This is a genomic window from Kribbella deserti (assembly GCF_042434725.1).
GTDB lineage: Bacteria > Actinomycetota > Actinomycetes > Propionibacteriales > Kribbellaceae > Kribbella > Kribbella deserti.
This window is the reverse complement of sequence record NZ_JBHLTC010000006.1, coordinates 176,689-196,762: the sequence shown is the minus strand read 5'-3', so window position 1 is coordinate 196,762 and position 20,074 is coordinate 176,689. Positions and strand designations below refer to the sequence as shown.

Annotated in this window: 18 protein-coding genes, 1 tRNA gene and 1 pseudogene; 13 read left to right on the top strand and 7 right to left on the bottom strand. The window is 67.2% G+C overall.

Going from position 1 to position 20,074, the window contains the following annotated elements; all coding sequences use genetic code 11:
- Positions 1-350 precede the first annotated feature (350 nt).
- Positions 351-995 carry a GAF and ANTAR domain-containing protein gene (locus tag ACFFGN_RS06330; RefSeq protein WP_380044369.1) on the bottom strand — a complete coding sequence of 215 codons (645 nt, stop codon included), beginning with the start codon at positions 993-995 and terminating at the stop codon, positions 351-353.
- Between the two features lie 409 nt (positions 996-1,404).
- Between ACFFGN_RS06330 and ACFFGN_RS06325 the strand changes: the two genes are divergently transcribed.
- Positions 1,405-2,601 (top strand): MFS transporter, encoded by a 1,197-nt coding sequence (locus ACFFGN_RS06325; protein ID WP_380044368.1) that lies wholly within the window; start codon positions 1,405-1,407, stop codon positions 2,599-2,601.
- Positions 2,602-2,631: 30 nt separating this feature from the next.
- On the opposite strand, the gene ACFFGN_RS06320 is transcribed toward ACFFGN_RS06325, so the two are convergent.
- Entirely contained in the window at positions 2,632-3,198 is a 567-nt protein-coding gene (locus ACFFGN_RS06320) for a hemerythrin domain-containing protein (protein WP_380044367.1), read from the bottom strand.
- A gap of 322 nt (positions 3,199-3,520) precedes the next feature.
- Here ACFFGN_RS06320 and ACFFGN_RS06315 point away from each other — a divergent pair, with 322 nt between their 5' ends.
- From ACFFGN_RS06315 to ACFFGN_RS06305, 3 genes are read left to right on the top strand one after another with little or no spacing between them, the layout of a single operon-like run.
- The gene (locus tag ACFFGN_RS06315; protein WP_380044366.1) at positions 3,521-3,784 is read left to right on the top strand and encodes a hypothetical protein; all 264 of its coding nucleotides are present in this window, start codon (positions 3,521-3,523) and stop codon (positions 3,782-3,784) included.
- A 23-nt stretch (positions 3,785-3,807) separates the two neighbouring features.
- Positions 3,808-4,257, top strand: coding sequence for a DUF2243 domain-containing protein (locus tag ACFFGN_RS06310; RefSeq protein ID WP_380044365.1), 450 nt, complete (start codon positions 3,808-3,810; stop codon positions 4,255-4,257).
- Complete coding sequence (locus ACFFGN_RS06305; protein WP_380044364.1) at positions 4,254-5,096, top strand: cytochrome c oxidase assembly protein; 843 nt, start codon at positions 4,254-4,256, stop codon at positions 5,094-5,096. Before ACFFGN_RS06310 ends, ACFFGN_RS06305 begins: the two co-directional genes overlap by 4 nt.
- On the opposite strand, the gene ACFFGN_RS06300 is transcribed toward ACFFGN_RS06305, so the two are convergent.
- From ACFFGN_RS06300 to snpA, 4 genes are all read right to left on the bottom strand, one after another.
- A complete protein-coding gene (locus ACFFGN_RS06300; protein WP_380044363.1) occupies positions 5,084-5,398 on the bottom strand; it encodes an ANTAR domain-containing protein in 315 nt (104 codons plus the stop codon). The genes ACFFGN_RS06305 and ACFFGN_RS06300 overlap by 13 nt on opposite strands.
- A gap of 335 nt (positions 5,399-5,733) precedes the next feature.
- Positions 5,734-6,339 carry a hypothetical protein gene (locus ACFFGN_RS06295; protein ID WP_380044362.1) on the bottom strand — a complete coding sequence of 202 codons (606 nt, stop codon included), beginning with the start codon at positions 6,337-6,339 and terminating at the stop codon, positions 5,734-5,736.
- A gap of 559 nt (positions 6,340-6,898) precedes the next feature.
- Entirely contained in the window at positions 6,899-7,303 is a 405-nt protein-coding gene (locus tag ACFFGN_RS06290) for an Hsp20/alpha crystallin family protein (RefSeq protein WP_380044361.1), read from the bottom strand.
- Between the two features lie 567 nt (positions 7,304-7,870).
- On the bottom strand, positions 7,871-8,539 hold the full coding sequence (gene snpA / locus ACFFGN_RS06285; protein WP_380044360.1) for a snapalysin: 669 nt from the start codon (positions 8,537-8,539) through the stop codon (positions 7,871-7,873).
- 430 nt (positions 8,540-8,969) lie between these two features.
- Here snpA and ACFFGN_RS06280 point away from each other — a divergent pair, with 430 nt between their 5' ends.
- From ACFFGN_RS06280 to ACFFGN_RS06265, 4 genes and pseudogenes are all read left to right on the top strand, one after another.
- Positions 8,970-9,908: a phosphotransferase family protein gene (locus ACFFGN_RS06280; protein WP_380044359.1), complete on the top strand. Its 939-nt coding sequence runs from the start codon at positions 8,970-8,972 to the stop codon at positions 9,906-9,908.
- A gap of 321 nt (positions 9,909-10,229) precedes the next feature.
- Positions 10,230-10,302: transfer RNA gene (locus tag ACFFGN_RS06275), tRNA-Thr, on the top strand.
- Positions 10,303-10,462: 160 nt separating this feature from the next.
- Positions 10,463-10,534, top strand: a pseudogene (locus ACFFGN_RS06270) (hypothetical protein); the annotation flags it as partial.
- A 208-nt stretch (positions 10,535-10,742) separates the two neighbouring features.
- Positions 10,743-14,423, top strand: coding sequence for a S8 family serine peptidase (locus ACFFGN_RS06265; protein WP_380044358.1), 3,681 nt, complete (start codon positions 10,743-10,745; stop codon positions 14,421-14,423).
- Positions 14,424-14,475: 52 nt separating this feature from the next.
- Here the strand turns inward: ACFFGN_RS06265 and ACFFGN_RS06260 are convergent, their stop codons facing one another.
- Entirely contained in the window at positions 14,476-15,075 is a 600-nt protein-coding gene (locus tag ACFFGN_RS06260; protein ID WP_380044357.1) for a hypothetical protein, read from the bottom strand.
- A gap of 101 nt (positions 15,076-15,176) precedes the next feature.
- Between ACFFGN_RS06260 and ACFFGN_RS06255 the strand changes: the two genes are divergently transcribed.
- The 5 genes from ACFFGN_RS06255 to ACFFGN_RS06235 all read left to right on the top strand — a co-directional run bounded on the left by ACFFGN_RS06255 (position 15,177) and on the right by ACFFGN_RS06235 (position 20,034).
- On the top strand, positions 15,177-15,854 hold the full coding sequence (locus tag ACFFGN_RS06255) for a response regulator transcription factor (protein WP_380044356.1): 678 nt from the start codon (positions 15,177-15,179) through the stop codon (positions 15,852-15,854).
- Positions 15,851-17,092, top strand: a complete 1,242-nt coding sequence (locus tag ACFFGN_RS06250) for a HAMP domain-containing sensor histidine kinase (RefSeq protein ID WP_380044355.1) — start codon at positions 15,851-15,853, stop codon at positions 17,090-17,092. Before ACFFGN_RS06255 ends, ACFFGN_RS06250 begins: the two co-directional genes overlap by 4 nt.
- A 208-nt stretch (positions 17,093-17,300) precedes the next feature.
- On the top strand, positions 17,301-17,987 hold the full coding sequence (locus ACFFGN_RS06245) for a uridine kinase family protein (protein WP_380044354.1): 687 nt from the start codon (positions 17,301-17,303) through the stop codon (positions 17,985-17,987).
- Between the two features lie 458 nt (positions 17,988-18,445).
- Positions 18,446-19,168 (top strand): hypothetical protein, encoded by a 723-nt coding sequence (locus tag ACFFGN_RS06240; protein ID WP_380044353.1) that lies wholly within the window; start codon positions 18,446-18,448, stop codon positions 19,166-19,168.
- A 626-nt stretch (positions 19,169-19,794) separates the two neighbouring features.
- Positions 19,795-20,034 carry a hypothetical protein gene (locus tag ACFFGN_RS06235; RefSeq protein ID WP_380044352.1) on the top strand — a complete coding sequence of 80 codons (240 nt, stop codon included), beginning with the start codon at positions 19,795-19,797 and terminating at the stop codon, positions 20,032-20,034.
- Positions 20,035-20,074 lie beyond the last annotated feature (40 nt).

Genomic DNA, 20,074 nt, shown 5'->3' with positions numbered 1-20,074 from the left:
GGGAGGTGGCGAGGACGGTCGGGCGCCGTGCGGTCGTCCCCGTGACCGTTCGGCGGGTTCGGCCGTCCTCGCTTTTCCCCGCGATTCCTCACCTGTCCCATGCGCCCTAGATGAGGAACACCCGAGGTACCCCGCGAGAGCGTCGCGTAACACCACCGATCACCGGCTGAGACGAATGCGCCGCCGGGGAAGCGCCACCGACGGCGGAGGTGGGCAGGGGCGGTCCCGGCGCTGGTTTCTGAACGGCGGGACCTGGAGCGACACAGGCCCTCGAGTGCCTGGCGTCCTAGCCGCAACAGGTGCCCTTGGGCGGGCAGTCGCAATCAGCGTTCGCTGGGTTACTCGCCGGATCAGGTGATGGCAGGCAGGCTGCGAGCGTCCACGACCTGCTGAGCGACGTCGCGGAGCTTGGTATTGGTGTCTTGGGAGTACCGCTTGAGAATCGCGAAGGCCCGATCGTCGTCGACGTCGTACTTCATCATCAGGATGCCCATCGCCTGGCCGACCAGCTTGCGGGCGTCCACGGCCTGCGTCAGCGACTCCTGCTTGCGGGCGGCAGCGACCGCCACGGACGCGTGCCGGGCCAAGATGTGCGCGACCGCTTCGTCATCGGCACTGAACGCGTTGGGTTCGGTGCTGTACAGGCTGAGTACGCCGACCAGCTGGACACTGACGGCCAGCGGTACGTCGAGCACGCTGCCGATGCCGAGCGCGCCGGCGGCCGCGGCCCAGTTCGGCCAGCGGGTCTCGGCCGGGGCGTTCGGGATGTGGATCGGCACCTGGGCGGTCAGCGACGCGAGCAACGGACCGTCGGCGGCGTCGATCTGGAACTGATGCAGCTTCTCGACCACCGGGTCGGTCACCGCCCCGACCTCCGCGCGACGCCCACGGACCGCCAGCGCCAGGCCGGCATGGGTGCAGTTCACCGCCCGGAGCGCGAACTGCAGGACCGCGTCAACGGTCTCTTCAATGCCGTCGGCACCATGCAGCTCCACCGCCAGCTCCGCGAAAGTATGCGCCGCTATCGGCTCAGCTATGGACTCAGCGGCCGCTACGGAGTCAGCAGGCGGTATGGGCCCGGCATCTTCAGGCTCAGCCGCTATGGGCTCGGCAAGCTCGGACACAGACAAGGGCACTCCAAACGTGGCGTTAGCAAGACACCCACGCCGCTGGAGTGCCGAGACCATCACACCACGACCAGGCCCCAGATGCACTGCTGAGCCGCACTGTTCACCCTATGGAAATTCCTAAACCTGAATCCCCAGCTTTTGTAGAATTTCTTTCTACCCCAGCGGCACAAAATTATCTATGCGCATCACCGGACATTTCTGAATCGACTGAAACGACGTTTCGGCAACACTGAAACACTGTTTCCGCGGGTCGCCTCGACCAGAACGGGTAAGGATGAACTACGGACGGATCGGGCCGCTCGCCCGATATTTTGCCGCCGCGAGTCTCGCGCGCGGGGCGGACGCCGGCGCGGCGGTCGGGCTGGTCCTGCTGGCCGTGAACGAGCCGGCGCTCACCCATCCCGAAGCAGTGGGCGGTCTGCTGGCAGCCGGCCTAACGGCACCTCACCTGCTCGGACCGTGGCTGGCGCGAAGGCTGGATCAGGCCCGCGACAGCCGGTACTACCTGGCCGCCGCCTTCGTCCTGTTCGGCCTGGCGCTTGCCGGTGCGACCTTGCTGCTCGGTCGCGCCCCGCTTCCGGTGGTGCTGGCGGCGACCGTGCTCGCCGGCGCCTGCGGGCCATTGCTGACAGGCGGCCTGAGTAGCCGGGTGGCGGGAATTTGCGGGCCGGAACTTCGCGCGCGACGCCGCGGCGAGGGCTGGGACTCGGTCAGCTACGGCGTCGCCGGTACCGCTGGACCGGCCGGCGTTGCCGCGCTGAGCGCGATCACGAATCCGGTGACGGCACTGCTACTGCTTGGTCTCTCGGCCTTCCTGGCGGCGGTCGTCACCCTCACGCTGCCGCGGGAGACGGTCGACGGGGAGGCTTCCGCCGAGGCCGCGACGGTCCGCAGCGTGTTGCTGTTGCTACTGCGCCATGGGCCGCTGCGCCGGGTGAACTACGCGACCATGATGACCGCCTTCAGCGCCGGTGGTACGACGATCATCGCCGTACTGCTGTCGACCGAACTGACCGGCCGCCCCGATGGTGGCGCCACCTTGATGGCGATGTTCGGCGTCGGAAATTTGATCGGCTCACTTATTGTGACGGCATTTCCCGTGCGGGGTGAGCCGGAAATTCTGACCACCTGGTACGTCGCGCTCGTCGGCTTCACCACCGCGTTGTGCGCTGTTGCTCCGACGTACACCGTGGCGTTGGCATTGTTCGTCTTGAACGGGATGTCGAACGCGCCATTCGTGACGGCAACGTTCGCCGCCCGCTCGCAGTACGCGCCTCCGACCGCCCGTGCGCAGGTCTTCGTCACGATGGCCTCGGTCAAGGTCGCCGCCGCCTCGGCCGGAGCAGCCGCCGCCGGATCACTCACTCTGCTCGGCGCCCGCGGCCTACCCGCGGCGGCGGCCGCGGTCGTCGTACTAGGCGCAGCTCTTACCGTCCTGGACCGCCACCTCTCACCGCGCGGACGCGCTTAGCGGTCCGTCTGGGGTTCCGCCAGGAAGTGGTCAGTTGCCGAGGGCGGTGCGGATGGCGTCGCGGGCGCGGTCCATGATCGCCACGGGTGGGCCGAGCAGCAGATTGGCCTTCGCGGACTCGACGCCGGGATGCGGCCGCGTCGGTGCCATCGCCTCGGCCGCGCGGGCCGCGACCGCCATACCCCGGAGCTGCTGGTCGTCGTAGTGCGCCCGGAGCTTCGGGAACTCCTCGCGCTCCTCGTTCTCCGCGTGGGCCAGCACGTCGGTACGCAGCTGCCGCAGTAACGCGTCGAAGCCCTCGCCCTCCGTACCCACGTCGGTCATGGTGGAGAGCAGTTCCTTGGCCCGGTGTTCCTCGTCGAGCCGTTCGTCGACCACCGCGTCACCGCCCTCCGCCGAGCGCACCGCCGGGTGGACCACTTCCTCCTCGGCTGTCTCGTGGATCGCGAGCAGCCGGACGAGTTCGCGGAAGGCGTCCCGCTTGCGATCGCCCTCCGCCGTTTCTACCTCTGCGAAGAGCTCGCGGATCTCCTGATGCTGCCGCTCGAGCAGCGCGACGATGTCCTCGCGGTCGCTCTGGCCACTGTTCTCGGTCATGCGAACCTCTCCTTCATCCCTTGAGGCTCTGCAGTACCCAGCTGACCTCGCCGCATCCGTGACGCTGGTCTCTTCTACCGGCCGGGTCCACGGTGCAGAGTGGAAACCGCCGGCATGAAGTCAGGTCTGGGGACGTTCGGAAAAGTAGCGCGACCAGCGGGGTGCCAGCGCGGCTGGCCTCGGTGAGACGTCCACCGGGGCCGGTCCGGCCTCGCCCGGCGATCGCGGACACGTGATGCATGGGATCCGGAACGGTGGGTACCGGGGACCGACCCTCGGCCGCGCCCACCGCGACCGACTGTACGAAAGAGCGCAATCACCGATGTTTTCAATCCTTTCCCCCCGCACTGTCGACCTGGCTCAGGCGGCCGGCGTTCTGACCGAATGGTTCGACGTCACCACCCGGGCGGCCATGGCCCTCCTTACCGAGTGGTCCGGCCAGTACGACGTACCCGTGGAAGAGGTTGGCCGTGCCTTGCTGGAGGTACTGCAGGGTTGTGACACCGGGTGCGACCCGGCATTGGTCCGGCAGCTCGAGAACCGCCTGCGCGTTCTCCCCGCGGAGCTGGCCGCAGCCGGGAACTGACCGCCTTCCCAGATCGGGGTTCGATGGCGACCGCCCGTCGCGATGAGATCGACCGGCGGGCCTCGCTGCTCGCCTCCGGTCTGATCGGCGTAGCACTGATGGCGGCGATCGACGAGGTCGTCTTCCACCAGCTACTCGGCTGGCACCACTTCTACGATCGGTCGACACCGGCGATCGGCCTGCTATCGGACGGCCTGCTGCACACTGCTGAGCTCGTCGGGCTCGTAGCTGGCTTCTTCTGGCTGTCCGACCTGCGCCGCCGCGGAGCGTTCGGACGTCTCCAGGGCTGGGCAGGACTCCTGATCGGCGCAGGCGGCTTCCAGCTGTTCGACGGACTGGTGGATCACAAGCTGCTGCGACTCCACCAGATCCGCTACGGCGTCAACAACCTCGCCTGGTACGACTGGACCTGGAACCTCGCCGGAGCCGCGCTACTCGTCACCGGGGTGCTCCTGTTGCTCCGCGCGCGATGACGCTTCACGACGGCAGCCACGCCGCCGAGCGCGCGACGGGCCTCGGAGCGTCGTACCTGCTTGTGCTCCTAATCGTGGCCGTAGCGGCTACTGGCTACGCCTGGCTTAGCCGACGCGCACTACGCGGGTGGAGTTCCTGGCGTACGACGGCCTGGCTATCCGGCTGCCTAGTGGTTGCTCTCGCACCGGTGGTCGCTGTACGGCCGGGCCCGATCGGCCACATGGCGCAGCACCTACTGCTCGGCATGGTGGCCCCACTCGGCCTCGTGCTCGCAGCGCCGGTGACTCTTTTGCTGCGCTCATCCGGTCCGGCGGTCCGACGGCACCTAGTGTCCCGACTCAGGACACTAGCGCGCCTCCTGCGTTCACGGCCGCTCCACGTCCTGGGCCATCCGATCGTGGCAGCAGTGCTCAGCGTCGGCGGGCTGGCACTGCTCTTGCTCACTCCCCTGTACGGCGTGGCCGAGCGCAATCCGCTAGTCCATCAGGCGGTTCACTTCCACTACCTGGCAGCGGGCTACCTCTTCGTATGGTCAATCGCCGGCCCCGACCCCGCCCCACGCCGCCCGCGAATCCCTATCCGGGTGGCCGTCCTGATCCTGGCCGGCGCGGCCCATTCGATCCTCGCCAAGTACATCTACGCCCACGCGTCCACTCTCCCGATGGGCGAGAGCCCGACGGCGATCCAGCAAGCGGCCCAGCTGATGTACTACGGCGGCGACCTAACCGAACTCCTACTAGCAACAGCCCTTTTCGCCTCCTACTTCCACCCCGCCTCTTTCCGCCGCACGGCGTCTTCTCGCCGCGACTTGGTTGCCCGGCCGGTTCAGTCGTCCTGATGTGCCGCGTCCCGGACTACCAAGCGGGACATTTCCCACACGGTGCGACCGTGGAACGTGGCGAGCGCGCGCAGCGCCCCCCTTGCCCCTGGGACATCGAGGTGGTTCCGCTCCATCAGGACGCCAGTGGCCTGGGCTGTCACCGCCAAGTCCCGCACCATCGCGGCCCGGCGAGACATCAGCAGTTCGAGCTCTTGGCGGAACGCGGGATCATCGTGATGCGCGGTCCACCACTGCCGCCAGTCCGGAAACTCGTCGGCTGAGTGGATGAACGGGTCGTCGCAATGCTGGTCATCGACCATGGCACGGGCCTTTGGATTCCGGCACCACCCAGCAAGGCCCTCCCGGATCACCTGAATGCTCGCGGGTCACACTGAAAGGTGGTGCGGATCAGCCCTCTGATCGGGGGCACTGAGTGGGCTCGTGTCCGAACCCAGACCCACGCCATCACGGCAAGGTCGACATCGCGAAGCGACAACCGCAGCATCCCCGACGTTACGCGCAATCGTCGCCCACGTCTGTACGCCAACCAACCCGACTGCCCGGCACGAATGCCCGCGCGGTTCTATCGCCCTAGGTCGCGCTGGCCGGTCGCATGACAACGCGGTCCGTCGTCGCACCGCACGGGAGCTGCGAATCAGGCGGCGTCGCTGATGCGCCGGTTGGCGGTTTCGGACTTCGCGCGGCGCTCGGCATCGTTGTACGCCTCGCGCTCATCGGCTTGGGTCACCTCGACCGTGGTCGGTTCGCCCTCCGTGGACTCCGCGCGCTGGGCCAGCAACTGCCGCGCTACGGAGGCGTCGCGGGCAGCGCAGTACACCTCGTAGCGAGTCGCCACGACCTGCGGCGAAACCTGTCCAGGCCGCGACCGAACCAGCCCCTGGAACAGTCCGCGAAGCCCGCCGAACAACCCGCCGTAGAAGACGCCCCACAACACCAAGATCACGCCCGGCGTGCTGGTCTGCGCAAAAAACGCCACCAAGACGGCAGCTATGAACCCAATCCCCGCACCTTGCCCCGCCGCAGCGCCGGCCACCCGCAACTGCGATTCCCGGCCAGGTCTATCCACCATCCGCAAGCCGGCCCCAAGAACCTGAAGCCCACCCCGCAGACCACAAGTCCACAGATAGTCGACCGTCTCCTGCGCCTCGGCATAGCTATCCGCCGACGCGACCACACTGCTGGAATCGAGCATCGCGTCCGGGTACGACCCCATCACCATCTCCTCGAATTCGACAACCACCAACCACCCCGTGCCCACCACCAAACCGCCCCCATCACCCCCTCGCCGCTCTACCTCGTGATACGCAGACCGCCTTCCCTACCGGGAGAATCGCCCCCGCACGACAGCCATCGCGTCCACTCCCACGCCGCATCGCCATCCCACCGCGCCCTCCCGTCGTACGACGCTCAGCGCGGAGCCGCCCGCGTCGTACGGCAGTCATCGCGGAGCCGCCTCACGTCGTACGTCGCACGTCAGCCATTGCGGCCAAAGGCCATCGCCGTACGTCGATCGTCGCGGCAAGGCGTGGCTCCGTACGACGGCGCGGTGGCCTCGCGGTGCTACTGGAGTCGCCGGAAAGGCCCGTGCCGTCGGCCGGGTGAATCGGCCGGGCTGCGGCGTACACCTCGATCGGAGGTAGGGCCGTTACGCCGGCCGACGGCAACGGGTCGGTTCAGGCCGGTCCGGTCCGCGCCGCGGGGATCGGGGACCCCACGCCACGAACCGCACACGGCTGCTTCTTCAGCGGACCTTTGTCATCCAGCGTTTCCCAGACGGATCCCTGGGCCCGCGCGTGAGGTTAGGTGCTGAGCTGCTTCTGATCAGCGGTGGTGACCTCGATCTTGCGCGGCTTGGCCTGGTCCGCGACCGGGATGCGCAGTACCAGCACACCCTCGGCGTACTCGGCCTCGATCCGCTCGGTATCAAGGCCCTCGCCCAGGAACAATCGCCGCGAGAACACACCCGTCGGCCGTTCCGAGATCACCGGCTGAACGTCATCGCCAAGCGGGCGCCGTTCCGCCTTCACGGTCAGCACGTGCCGCTCGACATCGAGGTCGATCTGGCCAGGGTCCACACCGGGCAGGTCCAGGGCGACCACAAACTCGTCACCCGAACGGTATGAGTCCATCGGCATCGAAGCCTGCGCCCCACCGGACAGCCGCACCAGCCGATCAAGAACCTGGAAGGGGTCGGTACGGATCATCGTCTACCTCCAACGCTCGAAGGATTTGACCACCGACAGTATAGATCCGTCATCGCAACGACGACAAGTGCGATCGTCATCTTCCAGACGACCAGGTCGCATCTCGCCGCGTCGCCCACGCGTTGGCAGCTGCACATCTGCCCGCCACGGCCAATCCAGCTCAAGCCAAGCGCGTCTAGCCGCCACAGCCAATCCAGCTCAAGCCAAGCGCGTCTAGCCGCCGCGACCAATCCAGACTGAGCCGAGCGCCTCGACACGCACTGCCCCCATCCCTGTCCCGCGACCGGCCCCGACCATCCGACAACTCGCTGCACGCCGGCGCCCCGAGCCGTGATTCGCCGTTCGGGACATCGCGGATCGAACGACAACGCGGTCCGGAGCCGGGCGGGGCTCCGGACCGCGAGATCGCTGCTCAACGACGTGAGCACTGCTCTCGGATCACTGCTCATAAGCGTGAGCACTGCTCTCTGATTGCTGGATCAGCCGTCGACCACCCATTCGTCGCGAGGGGCGGAGTCGCGACGACGAGCGAGCGACAGTTCGAACCAGCGAGCCGGCCGAGAACGGTCAGCGGATGGTGCGGAACGTCGTACCCGCCATCTCCGCGAAGCCGTTGGCCCACAGGCGGTTCACCCGCGACCGCTCGGTCGAGTTCGGGTACGCGTTAGTGCAGGACGGGCCAGGTCCACCGCCGGACATCAGCTCGCTGCACGGACCTGAGTAGTGGTCCGGCAGACCGAGCACGTGACCGGTCTCGTGGGACGTGATCCGGGTCGAGTTGTAGATCTGCGCCTGTCGGTAGTCGAGGAAGATGTAGCCACGACCATGGCCGTTGGTGGACGCGTACGAACCGCGCGGGTCGTTCCCCTCGGTGTAATAGAAGTCGTAGGCGCCAGTGGTCTGGACCAACTGCACGTTCGTCACCGACGAGTTCCAGATCTGGGTCGACCGCGCGATCTGGGTCGCGAAGGTGGGCGCGTTGACCCGGTACCGGACGGTTACCGCCGCGAGCTTGTTACCGCTCTTGGCCTGCTTGGCGAGCGCGGACTTCATCACCGCCTGGTAGAACGCCTTGTTGTTGGCCGCTTCCTGCGGCGAACCGGCATAGGTCGAGACCACACTGGCCGGCTCGGGAGCCGGAATCGGCGCGGCGGACGCCGTGGGTGCGGCGAATGCCGGGAACACCAGCATCGCGGCGAGTCCGGTGAGAGTCGGCAAGAGCTTGCGACGGGACATGGGGAGCCTCACTCCGAATCGTGGCGGAAAGCGATCGGCGGACTACCGACCGCTACCACCCGATTGATAGCAAAGCTCCCGGAATTCCGCATCAGCCCGGGAAAAATCCAGGGTAATCACGCACGTGCACGTCCACACTCCACATCACTCATGGGGTCCCCAGACCTTTACGCCCCGCGCTGCAAGGGCCACACTCCCGCCCGCAGACACGAAACCCCTACCCACAAAGGGTTGTACGACGTCTCACGTACGCCACGTGTCCATTCGAAGACACGCCTACCCTCGCGAGCGTCGTCGCGCTCTCTCGACGTACGGGCGTCCTGCAAGCGCCTACTGCTCCGTCGGGGCGACGCCTACCCCGGCGAGCCGTCATACCCGGTCACGGTCCACGCATTCCCTTGCCTGGAAGCGGTCGTGAGATCCTCACGCAGTGAACTCCGACCCGATCACGCGATGGACCGAACCGCTGCGCCCGGCCGGATACCGCCCGCGCGAGGTTCTCGGCGCCGGCATGGAAGGCACAGTCCTCGCCCTAGGCGACGACCTCATCGCGAAGATCTGGCACCGCCGTACGCCCGACGCCCTCAAAACCCTCAAGACCTTCTACGACGCCGTCGACCAAGGTCTCAGCGGCCTCCGCACGCCCCAGATCCACGAGATCATCGAACTCGACGGCCAGTTCGCCACCATCGAGTCCCTGCTCCCCGGCCAGCCTCTTCAAACGGCGACCGTCAACGGCGAACCCGTCCTCGAGGACGAGCACATCTCCGCGATCCGCGAGGTCCTAACCGCGCTCGCCGCGGTTACTCCGTCGCCAGGCATGGGCGTCCTCCCAATCCTCGAAGACGAACCCCCATTCGACACCGAAGCCGTACCGTTCGCGCATTCCCTGGCACGACTGGTCGAACGACGCGTCGAGAAGTTCCGCACACCCCTCGCCGCCCACCTCCCGAACCTGGACGCCCTCGCCGCAGCAGTCATCAAAGGCCTACTAGACCTCCCACCAACCCCATCGGCCCTGCTCCACGGCGACCTAATCCCCGCCAACATCCTGGTCGACGAGGACCTACGCCCCACAGCCGTCCTCGACTTCGGCTTCCTCTCCACCACCGGCGACCCCGCATTCGACGCCGCCATCACCGCCAGCATCTACAACATGTACGGCCCCCACGCCGCCATCCACGAAGCCCGCGTAGACCAGGCCCTAGCGGACGCCTTCGCGTACGACCCAGCCCGCCTAGCCCTCTACCGCGCCGCCTACGCCCTAACCACCAGCAACTGCTTCAGCCCCACCGGCACCGACGGCCACTTCACCTGGTCCCTATCCCTCCTAACCCGCCCCACCACCCTCGACGCCCTCCCGCTTTAGCAGCGCCCCGCCGGTCGCACCCCATCCCTCCGGTCACGAGTGGTCACGTCTGCCCCCACCGGCCAGTCGGCAGAGTTGGCCAGGCAGTCCAGCCCGACCGCTCGAGGTTGCGACGCTCGGCACACCCGGTGAGCGACGGCTCGCCAGTCGTCCCAAGTAGCGCGATCGGTCCGGCTTCCACACGACGTTGCCCCTTATCACCGGCCACCGGCCGCGCTTCACGGCTGACCCGCCCGGGGGGCGGCCCCCAGACCGCAGACCACCGTCCGCCGTACGTCGTTCTTCTCCCCGCCCGCCCATCCCTTACGATGTTCTGGCACTGCCGACGTGGCGCAATTGGTAGCGCACCGCTCTTGTAAAGCGGTGGTTAGGGGTTCGAGTCCCCTCGTCGGCTCTCTGACCTGTGAATATGAGCTGGAGCTCATCTTCGCAGGCTGGCCAACTCACGTAGAACTCACGTCTTGGCCAACAGCGCGACTCAGTTCGCATCAGATCTCGGAACGTCGCGCCTCATCTCGCTCCTGCTCACTGATTGCCCTGAGCGCGGCGTCTAGGTGGATCGCCGCGGCGGACACTACTACTCGATCGCCGGGCCGACGTTCCTCGCGGAGTACCACAACACCCAGGACGCCAACCACATCCACTCGGTCTGGCGAGACCTCCGCAACGACTGGGCCTCGACCTACTCGCAGCCCACTACCGCAACCACTGATTTCACACCGGGCTCTTTCGGTCCCGTTAGCGTGGCCTTAACCGCACCTGCCGGAGTCTTGCCGCCATCTGCCCGGGCTTACCGCCGGGCGTTCCGAGAAACGATGGTGAGGTTGAGGATCCATGGCCTGGTCGAAACCAGGAAGAACGGCGCTGGTCGGCGCAATCGCTGCTTCGGCACTGCTGGTGACATCGCTGACGACGCGGGGACCGGATGCCACGGCGGCGGCAGCAACCGAACGGCCAGGTGCGGAGAAGTCGGTCACCTTGATCACCGGTGACCGCGTCTTCGTCCGCCCGGTGGGAAAGTCCTGGCAGGTCCGGATCGTCAAGGCTCCGCGGATCGGTGGCCGCGAAGGGTTCCTGCGCCAGGCCGGCCCGGCTGGGGTCACCGTCATCCCCTTGTCGGTGGCCCCACTGGTACGACGTGGCCAGCTCGATCGCGCTCTGTTCGACGTGACCGGACTGATTGACCAAGGCCTCGACGACAGCCAGACCAAGACGCTGCCACTGCTGGTCAGGACCAACGGGACGCGGTCGGCCGGCGCCTCAGCGGCTGCCCTCGGGCGGCGGATCCGATCGCTGCCCAAGGCAAATATCGCCGCGGTCGACGCGCCCAAGCCCGCGCTCGGTGAAACCTTCGCCGCGCTCTCGGCCCTCAGGATGCCTGCCGGGGTGACGAAGATCTGGCTGAACGGCCGGCTGAAGCCGGTCCTTGACCAAAGCGTCGCCCAGGTCGGTGCGCCGGCCGCGTGGCAGGCAGGGCACACCGGCGCTGGGGTGAAGCTTGCCGTGCTGGACTCCGGTTACGACCGTCAGCATCCGGACCTTGCCGGGGCGGTCAGGGAGAGCGAGGACTTCACCGGCGAAGGCATTCAGGACACCGTCGGGCACGGTACGCACGTAGCGGCGACCGCGGCTGGACGTGGTGCCGCGTCCGGCGGGAGATACACCGGTGTCGCCAAGGGCGCGGACCTGTTGATCGGCAAGGTGTGTGTGGTGTCCGGCTGTCCGTACGACGCGGTCCTGGCCGGCATGCAGTGGGCCGCGGACAGCGGCGCGAGGGTGGTGAACCTGAGCCTGGGCGGTGAAGCGACGGACGGCACCGATCCGATCTCGCAGGAACTGAACAGGATCTCCGCCGCCTCGGGAACCTTGTTTGTTGTTGCTGCTGGCAACAGAGGCGAGCAGGGCCGGGTCGGTAGTCCGGCCAGTGCCGACGCCGCGCTGGCCGTGGCGAGTGCGACCAAGCAGGACGGGATCAGCGACTTCTCCTCCCGCGGCCCGCGGATCGGTGATGCGGCGGTGAAGCCGGAGATCGCCGCACCGGGACAGGACATCGTGGCGGCCCGGGCTGCCGGGACGCTGGAAGAGTCTCTGGTGGACGAGCACCATGCCAGGTTGTCGGGCACGTCGATGGCCGCCCCGCACGTGGCCGGCGCCGCGGCGATCCTGGCCGGTCAGCACCCGGACTGGACGGCGGACCGGCTGAAGGCGGTACTGGTCGGAAGTGCTAAACCGATCGACGGCAAGGTCGGTGAGCAGGGGGCCGGGCGGCTCGACGTGGCTCGTGCCGTCCAGCAGCAGGTTTACGCCGAACAGCCGTCGCTGGGCTTCGGCTTCTTCCAGTGGCCGCACCTCGATCGCGAGCCGGTGCAGAGGCAGCTCACGCTGAAGAACCCGGGCAGCACGGCGGTTCGGCTCGCGGTGAGTCTCGAGGTCAAGGACGCCGAGGGGCGTCCGGCGCCAGACGGAATGTTCGGCACCAGCGCGGAGGCGGTGGAGATACCGGCCGGTGGCCAGTCGTCGGTCACCGTCACGGCGGATCCTGATCACGGTGGCACCGGCGTGTTCGGTGGCCGGCTGACCGCAACCGGCGCGGGCGGGATCGTGGTCCAGGTCCCGCTGGCGCTCGAGAAGGGAGCGGAGTCGTACGAGCTCGCCCTGAACCTGACCAACCGAGCGGGCACCGTCATTCCGGCCGGCTCCGACGACGGAACGGCGATGGTGGTCGATCTCGACAACCCCGATCGGTACGTCTTCCCGATCCTGGGCAGTGAACGACTGCGGCTGCCGAAGGGACGCTATGCGGTCTACGTCGTGAGCTACGACGCACTGGCGAACAGGACTGCTAAGGCCGTCACCTCGATGGCCGAGACCGAGATCATGCTCACCGAGCAGCGGACGATCAACCTGGACGCACGAGCGTCCGTTCCGACCAGGTTGCGGGTCGACCAGGCCGGCGCGGAGATCGAGCGTGGCGAGGTGGCGACCTCGCATCAGTTCGCCAGCGGAGACGCGATCGGTCTGAGCGTCGGGATGGGCTACTCGCACTTCGCCCGGCCGACCGAGGTGCGGACGCCGGGCTTCCTGTATCGCACCCGGGCGGTGCTGAATCGCACCAAGGTGCGGCTGACGGCGGCCGACGGCTCGGCGGTACCGATCCGGCACGTGCTGGGCTCGCCCGTCCGGACCGGGACGCAGCGGCTCCGGACGGTGGACGTCGGGCGCGCCACACCCGACGAGGTCGCCGCGGCCGAGGTACGGGGAAAGCTCGCGCTGTTCACCCTGGGGGCGGACGAGGGGGACAGCTTCGTGGAGCGGGTCGAAGCCCTTGCCGCCGCGGGTGCGGCCGCGGTGCTGTGGCATGCGACGGAGCCGGTGGGCTTCTACTACGGCACGATGTCCGTGCCGGTGGCGTGGAGTGATGGACCGGAGGTACGACGGCTGGTCGCACGGGCAGGGGCGGAGGCCACTCTGCACTGGCTGAAGGACAGCCCTTACCAGTACCAGCTCGCGATTCCCGAGTTCGGCAAGGTTCCCGCATCGGTCGACTACCGGCTGCGGGATCGGGAGCTGGCTGCCCTGAAGGTCTCCTACCACCACACCACGACAGCGGGCTACGTGGACCGGCTGGTGCTCGCGAGACACGGCGAGTACGACCTGGAAGGGAGCGCGCAGTCGACTCAGGAGCGGGTACCGGTGCGCCGGACGGAGTACTACTCGGCCGGCGGGGTCACATGGACCGACGCGGTTGCCGTCGCCAGTGTCATCGAAGGGCCGCATCAAGGCTACGCGGCGCGCGCGTTGCCGCTCGAGGCCGGAAAGACGGCAGTCCTGGCCTGGAACAAGTCGGTGATCGGCCCGGGAATGCCGAGTCCGCCGCCGTGGCCCTACGTTCAGGAGCCCGTGGGCTACCGCGAGGGCGATCGCTTGTCACTGGATCCGCCCCTGCTGTCGGACGCGGACGGGCACGCCAGTTGGGGTACCGCCTTCATCTTCGGCGGCAGCGGATCGATCAAGCTGTTCGAGGGTGAGCGACTGGTGGCCGGGCTCGACGAACCCGGCCAGCGGCTCACGGCGGAGGTGCCCGAGCAGGAGACGACGTACCGGTTGGTCGCCGCGGTCCGGCGCGATGATCCGCAGTGGCCGTTGTCGACGAACGTCGCGGCCGAGTGGCTCTTCAGGTCCGGCCGGACCGACGCACCCGCGACACTGCCGCTGATCGTGGTGGGCTTCAAGCCGGAAGTGAGCCTGGACAACTTCGCCCCAGCCGGTCGCCTGTTCCCGATCCCGGTCGAGGTGCGCCGCCAGCACGACTCCGCCGGTGGGGCGCTGAAGCTCGACTCCGTCGAGGTGTCGTTCGACGACGGGAAGACCTGGCGCAAGCAGCTGCTCCATCGCACCGGCGAAATCGTGGTGAACAACCCCAGGTCGGGATTCGTCTCGCTCCGGGCCGCCGCGTCCGACGAGGCCGGAAACAAGGTGACCCAGACCGTCATCCGCGCCTACCGGGTGCGCTGAGCAGACCAGCCGGCCGCGAGGACAACGCTCGCGGCCGGCTGGTCTGTGCGTACTACCCGATGATGCTGGGGCCGAACATGGAGCGATCGGCCGGTAGCCTTCCGGGGCCGGTCGGGACACTGGTCAGAACGGGTTGGCCGGCGTGGCAAGTGACCCGGGCTTCCATCGGGGCGTCACCGCGTGCACCGGTGAACCGGAGGATGGAAACCCGAGCCGGTGACTTGGTCAGTTGCACGCCCTTGTAGCCGGGCACCGGGCTCCAGTTGTGGATCCTGCTCAGCCCGTCCTTCGTGCAACTTCCCAGCACGACGGCCGGTGAATTCCCGGACAGATAGCTGGCCGAGCCCGTACCCGGTTGCTCGGTGATCACCGGCGTCGGCTTGATGAGCGGCCTGCGGTGGATGCGGACGGGAGTCGGAGTCACCGCGGCGGTCTTGGGCTGTGCCCTCCTGGACGTGGTGGCGCGCGACGGGCTTTGAGACGGCGTAGGCGTTACCAAAGCACGGATCTCGGCCGAGCTGAGCGGTTTCGCCCCGGTACTGGGGGCCGGTAGTCCGACAGCGGCGACCGCGGCTGTCACCGCAAGTGCGCCGATACCGGCAAGAGCGAGCGGGCCACGGATTCTGGCCCAGAGAGGTTCGTCGGTCTTCATCCTGGCAGGCTTCCCGTTCGGAGCTTAAGGCGACGCTAAGGGGTCCCGAAGACAGTGCCGGAGTCGTCGGGTCGGCCCTGTCCCGGGCTTAGTGTCGCATCGTGCACGTACTGCTGATCGAGGATGATCCGGTTCTGCGGAGGTCCATGCTGCGCGCGCTCGATCAGTCCGGCTGGGCGGTGAGCAGTGCACCGACGGCGCTGACCGGTATCGAGGCGACGCTGCGAACCGCCCCGGACGTCGTCCTGCTGGATCTCGGCCTACCGGACCTGTCCGGTGCCGACGTACTTCGAATGCTGCGGGCAGCCACCGCGGTACCGGTCCTGGTGGTGACCGCTCAGAGCGACGAGCAGACGGTGATCCAGTTGCTCGACCTGGGTGCGGACGACTACCTGGTGAAACCGTTCACCTCGGCTCACCTGCAGGCGCGGATCAGAGCGGTACTACGGCGGACCCTCCCGGGGCGTGAGTCGGCCGTACTGTGCGTCGGTGAGCTGACGGTCGATCCGGCCGCACGGATCGCGCGGTTGAGGACGACCGAACTTGACCTCGCACCGCGGGAGTTCGATCTGCTCGAGTACCTGTGTGAGCGGGCCGGCGAGGTGGTGACCAAGCGGGAACTGCTGAAGGAAGTCTGGCGGCAGCCGTACGGGGGTGCGGACAAGACCGTTGACGTCCATCTGTCCTGGCTGCGCCGCAAGCTCGGTGAGACGGCATCGGCACCGGTCTACCTGCATACGGTTCGCGGAGTCGGTGTGCGGCTGGCGGCACCGGCATGAAGCGGGGGATCAGGGCCCAGCTCGGTCTGGTGATGGGCACGACCTCCCTAATCACCCTGCTCTGCTTCCTGCTGCCGGCCGCCCTGGTGCTCGATCGTGAGGCCGAGCAGCGGGCCATCGCGACCGCGAGCCTGCGGGTCCAGGCTGTGGCCGTGCTGCTCACCGCTCAGCCGGACGTGTTACCACCGCTTCCGGCCGGGACGACGGTCTTTCTGCCTGGTGACAAGATCCATGGCCGGCCCGCGCCACGTGACGACGCGTTCGTGCTGGCCTCGCGCGGTCAGGCCTTCGTGACGCGGACGAGCGAGGGCCTGGTCGCCTTCACCACCGTGATGCGGGGGACAACCCAGTCGGTGGTCATCAGGTCCGTCGTACCGGCCGCCGAACTGCGGGCCGACGTCACCTCGGTGCTGACCCGGCTCGGCCTGGTCGCTTTTGCGCTGCTGGTCTTGTCGGTCCTGCTGGCTGATCGACTCGGCCGCCGGCTGGTCGCGTCGGCGCGGGCACTCGGGGCCGGCGCGAACCGGCTCTCCCGCGGAGATCTCGATGCCCGAGTGACACCCAGCGGGCCGATCGAGTTCCACTGGGCGGCACAGGAGCTGAACGGACTGGCCGGCCGGATCAGCCGGCTCCTCGCCGACCAGCGGGCCGAGTCGGCCGACCTGGCGCACCGGTTGCGTACGCCGCTGACCGCACTGCGGGTAGAGGCCGAGTCGATCTCCCACCCAGCGGAGCGGACCCGGCTCAGCGCGGTCGCGGACACCCTGACGGCCGCGGTCGACGAAGTGGTGCACGCCTCGCTTCGCTCAGTCCGGGAAGGGGCCAATCCGGCGACCGACCTGGTCGAGGTGGCGACGTCGCGGCTCGACTTCTGGTCGGTCCTCGGCGAGGACACCGGTCGCTCGGTGACCCGCGACCTGCCGTCCGTGCCGGTCCTGGTCCCGCTGGCGAGGGAGGACCTGGAGTCGCTGGTCGACGTGCTGCTCGACAACGTCTTCACCCATACCCCTGCCGGTACCGGATTCCAGGTCGGGGTGGAAGTCGACCCACCGGCCCTGACGGTACGAGACGACGGGGGCGGAGCGAGCAGCTCAGCCCGCCCCTCCACCGGCCTCGGTCTGCTCCTGGCCGACCGGTTGACCACCCGCACGGGCGGCAGCTTCGAATTCGTGCCCACCCCGTCCGGTACCACAGCTCGCGCGACCTTCGGCCCAGTACCGACGGCTGCGGAAACCTAGCCTGGTCTGCCGACCGCCAACGGACTTCCGGTGCTGAAGGTGCCGCGGTAGCCCAGGACTCGTACAGCGCAGACCGGTCAGGTACGCGGAGCTGCGTGACCTACACGGAGGCCACATTGCCGCCACTCCCCGCATCACCAACGCCCTCGGCTCGCCTCTGTGCCCTACTGGTTCCGACGCCTTAGCCTTGCGAAGCAGAATGGTGGGCATGGTGTTCGGAGTGGGGCCTGGTGAACCGCCGGTTGCGGAATGGCGAGCCGTTCGAGTTGCCGACCTGGTGGCGCGGATTCTCGACGGCGCTGACCTGGCGTCGGCCGGAGCACCGTGGATTGTCGCGGTTGATGGCCGTAGCGGTGGAGGTAAGTCGACCCTGGCTCGGCGGTTGGCCGAGGCCGTGCCGGACTTGGCGATCGTTCACGTCGACGACGTCGCCTGGCAAGCTCCGATGTTCGACTGGGCCGGGCTTCTCGCTGACGGCGTGCTCGAACCGCTTCGCCGCGGCGAGGCCGTCTCGTACCGGCCCCCGGCCTGGGAAGTCCATGACCGCCCGGGCGTCATCGCCGTACCGTCCGGCCGGAAGCTGGTGATCGTCGAGGGCGTCGGCGCTGGGCGGCGGGAGCTCACCGGCTTGGTTGACCGCCTCATCTGGGTTCAGTCCGACTACGCCGAGGCCGAGCGCCGGGGCCTGGCCCGCGACATTGCCTCAGAGGTCAACGGCGATGCCCAGGCCACGATCGAGTTCTGGCATTCGTGGATGGCGGCCGAGATCCCTTTCCTCCAGGCGGATCGTCCCTGGGACCGCGCGCATATCATCGTCGCCGGCACCTCGGCACTTCCTCAGCCGCCGGACGAGATGCTCATCGCGTCACCTGCTCTTGCGTCCCGGTCCACCTGATCTGGTGGTCAGCGGTATCTCAAGCGGCTTAGCGGCCGCATGTACTACGTGCGGGATTGGCTACCGCCAGCAGTCTGCACGCCCTTATCGGCAGCTGACGACACTCGCTATCGGCGCGGTTGGCACGGCCACTCCGACCTGCGCCCAGCCACGGCGAGGCCATCATCGCGTTACGCCTGGCCCGGCGGTTACCTGGAGCACAACGTCCTTGCGCTCACCTTTTTGCTCAGGTCGCAGTGACGTTACCGCCGAATTCTCAACATGCTGAAACAAGGCTATTTTTTGCGCTGGGCCGGCACTGAACTCCCGCTCGGACGCCCAGTCATCGAATGGGCGCGACGCCTTTCTCCCATCCGAAAGGCCGGACCGTCAAGAACCTCCGTCAATTTCATATCCAAGCAACCAACAAGGCGTCTACTGCCGTCCGGCGAAACCGTCAATCTGGTATATTCCGGTTCATGCGCACGCAGAATGCAATGAGAAAAGCAATGAGATCGGCTGCAGTTGCCGCGCTCGCCGCGGGTATGGTCCTGATCGGCGCGGTGCCGGCACAAGCGATGACCACTCCCAGCGCCGACGCAACCTTCGGCACTACCAAGTGCGGTTCTTACCACTATGGCGGATCGGGATACACCTACCAGTTCGAGAAGAACATCCCCATCTCGAGTGCCGGCTGGACCCGCTTGCTGGCAAATGATCCCTACGGCCTCAAGGTGCAGGACAACATCTGGAAACGCATCAGTCCTAGCTTGGGCAAGGTGTTCCCGCTCTACAACTTCAGCACCCAGCAGGCCGTTGTAGGTCCGAACGGGGACGTCATTTACACCCATACCAACCTGAACACGGCGATGAACAACGCCACCTGTGGCTCGAAATTCTGGGTGAGCGGTCCAAAGAACCTCGCCGGCGCCGCCGCCCTGACCTACGGCATCCATGCCGGCCGGATGGAGGTGGTTCAGACCCGAACGAATGGGATCTCTTTCAAGGGGATCGAGGGCGTCATGACGGGCGCGGTCATGAACTTCCGTGTTGTTTCCGGCGCTTCCCGAACCTTCCTCAACGTTCACGTTTCCGGACCGAAGGCTTCCTCGGATCTGCAGGGCTGGTTGCGCGACTTCATGGAGAGCCAGGCAAGTACGGAATGGCAGAACTTCGCCAACAACATCGGCGCTGCCCAGTAGGCCGGCCAGAACCACTGGCGTAGCCGGATTCGCCGACCGGAGCACTACCGTTCCGGGAAGTATGCTCGCGGAGACCTTCTATGCGTTTGGAGAACGGCAAAAGGCCCACCCGCCTCGGGTGGGCCTTTTGCCGTTCTGAGGTCAGTGCAGCGGTGTTGGTGCGACGGGGCAGGCGAGCCGCACGTCAGTGGCGCTGCGGCGGGTTCTTCCATGGCGAAGGTCTGGCGTGGGGGATGGTCCAGGGGCTGAACCAGCGGCATGTCTTGTCACCGCCGACCGATTAGCCGGATTGCGGTAACAGCGTTCGAGCCCGGGGACTGCTTGCAGGGCTGGAACGGCTCCCGTTGGCGGCTCGTACGACCTCAAGAGACTTTCATTGACCACCCGCATTGTCGGGGAAACCAGAGGACTGGAGATCACCCGGCGAGCTCTGTTGTCCAGTGCGGTAGCTCCAGACCCTCCATTAGGTGAACCGCGCGAAACCAAATCTTGAATACGCCCACAATTCGATCGCCATCACACGGCGACCGGTATTGCAGCGGCGTTCATCCCGCGGTTTCCCGCGAACCCGCAAACGTCGCCGAGAATCGAAGCTCCTCTATTGGTCGAGCAAATTGGGAGCGAAAGTGAAGAAGCTGTTCATGGCGGTCGCAGCCACTGCGGTGGTCGTCGGTGGAGGCGTCGTCACGGCGCCCGTCGCATCGGCGTCGCCGCTGCGCTACTACACCACCTTCTACACCGGTGACACGTATTCCCAGTGCGTTCAGCGCGGTAACCAGGGAATCCGCAACGGCGAGTGGTGGGACTACCAGTGCAGGCTGGAAAGCTACGGGTCGGATCTCTACATCCAGATCAGCCCGAACTGACCGACCCGCACCCGGCCGCCACGCCCCCACGGGTGGCGGC

Excerpts from the sequence above, each read along its gene's own strand:
- ACFFGN_RS06325 (WP_380044368.1), top strand. The coding sequence starts at position 1,405 with ATGAACTACGGACGGATCGGGCCGCTCGCCCGATATTTTGCCGCCGCG.
- ACFFGN_RS06320 (WP_380044367.1), bottom strand. The coding sequence starts at position 3,198 with ATGACCGAGAACAGTGGCCAGAGCGACCGCGAGGACATCGTCGCGCTG.
- ACFFGN_RS06315 (WP_380044366.1), top strand. The coding sequence starts at position 3,521 with ATGTTTTCAATCCTTTCCCCCCGCACTGTCGACCTGGCTCAGGCGGCC.
- ACFFGN_RS06310 (WP_380044365.1), top strand. The coding sequence starts at position 3,808 with ATGGCGACCGCCCGTCGCGATGAGATCGACCGGCGGGCCTCGCTGCTC.
- ACFFGN_RS06305 (WP_380044364.1), top strand. The coding sequence starts at position 4,254 with ATGACGCTTCACGACGGCAGCCACGCCGCCGAGCGCGCGACGGGCCTC.
- ACFFGN_RS06300 (WP_380044363.1), bottom strand. The coding sequence starts at position 5,398 with ATGGTCGATGACCAGCATTGCGACGACCCGTTCATCCACTCAGCCGAC.
- ACFFGN_RS06290 (WP_380044361.1), bottom strand. The coding sequence starts at position 7,303 with ATGATCCGTACCGACCCCTTCCAGGTTCTTGATCGGCTGGTGCGGCTG.
- snpA (WP_380044360.1), bottom strand. The coding sequence starts at position 8,539 with ATGTCCCGTCGCAAGCTCTTGCCGACTCTCACCGGACTCGCCGCGATG.
- ACFFGN_RS06265 (WP_380044358.1), top strand. The coding sequence starts at position 10,743 with ATGGCCTGGTCGAAACCAGGAAGAACGGCGCTGGTCGGCGCAATCGCT.
- ACFFGN_RS06260 (WP_380044357.1), bottom strand. The coding sequence starts at position 15,075 with ATGAAGACCGACGAACCTCTCTGGGCCAGAATCCGTGGCCCGCTCGCT.
- ACFFGN_RS06250 (WP_380044355.1), top strand. The coding sequence starts at position 15,851 with ATGAAGCGGGGGATCAGGGCCCAGCTCGGTCTGGTGATGGGCACGACC.
- ACFFGN_RS06245 (WP_380044354.1), top strand. The coding sequence starts at position 17,301 with ATGGTGTTCGGAGTGGGGCCTGGTGAACCGCCGGTTGCGGAATGGCGA.
- ACFFGN_RS06240 (WP_380044353.1), top strand. The coding sequence starts at position 18,446 with ATGCGCACGCAGAATGCAATGAGAAAAGCAATGAGATCGGCTGCAGTT.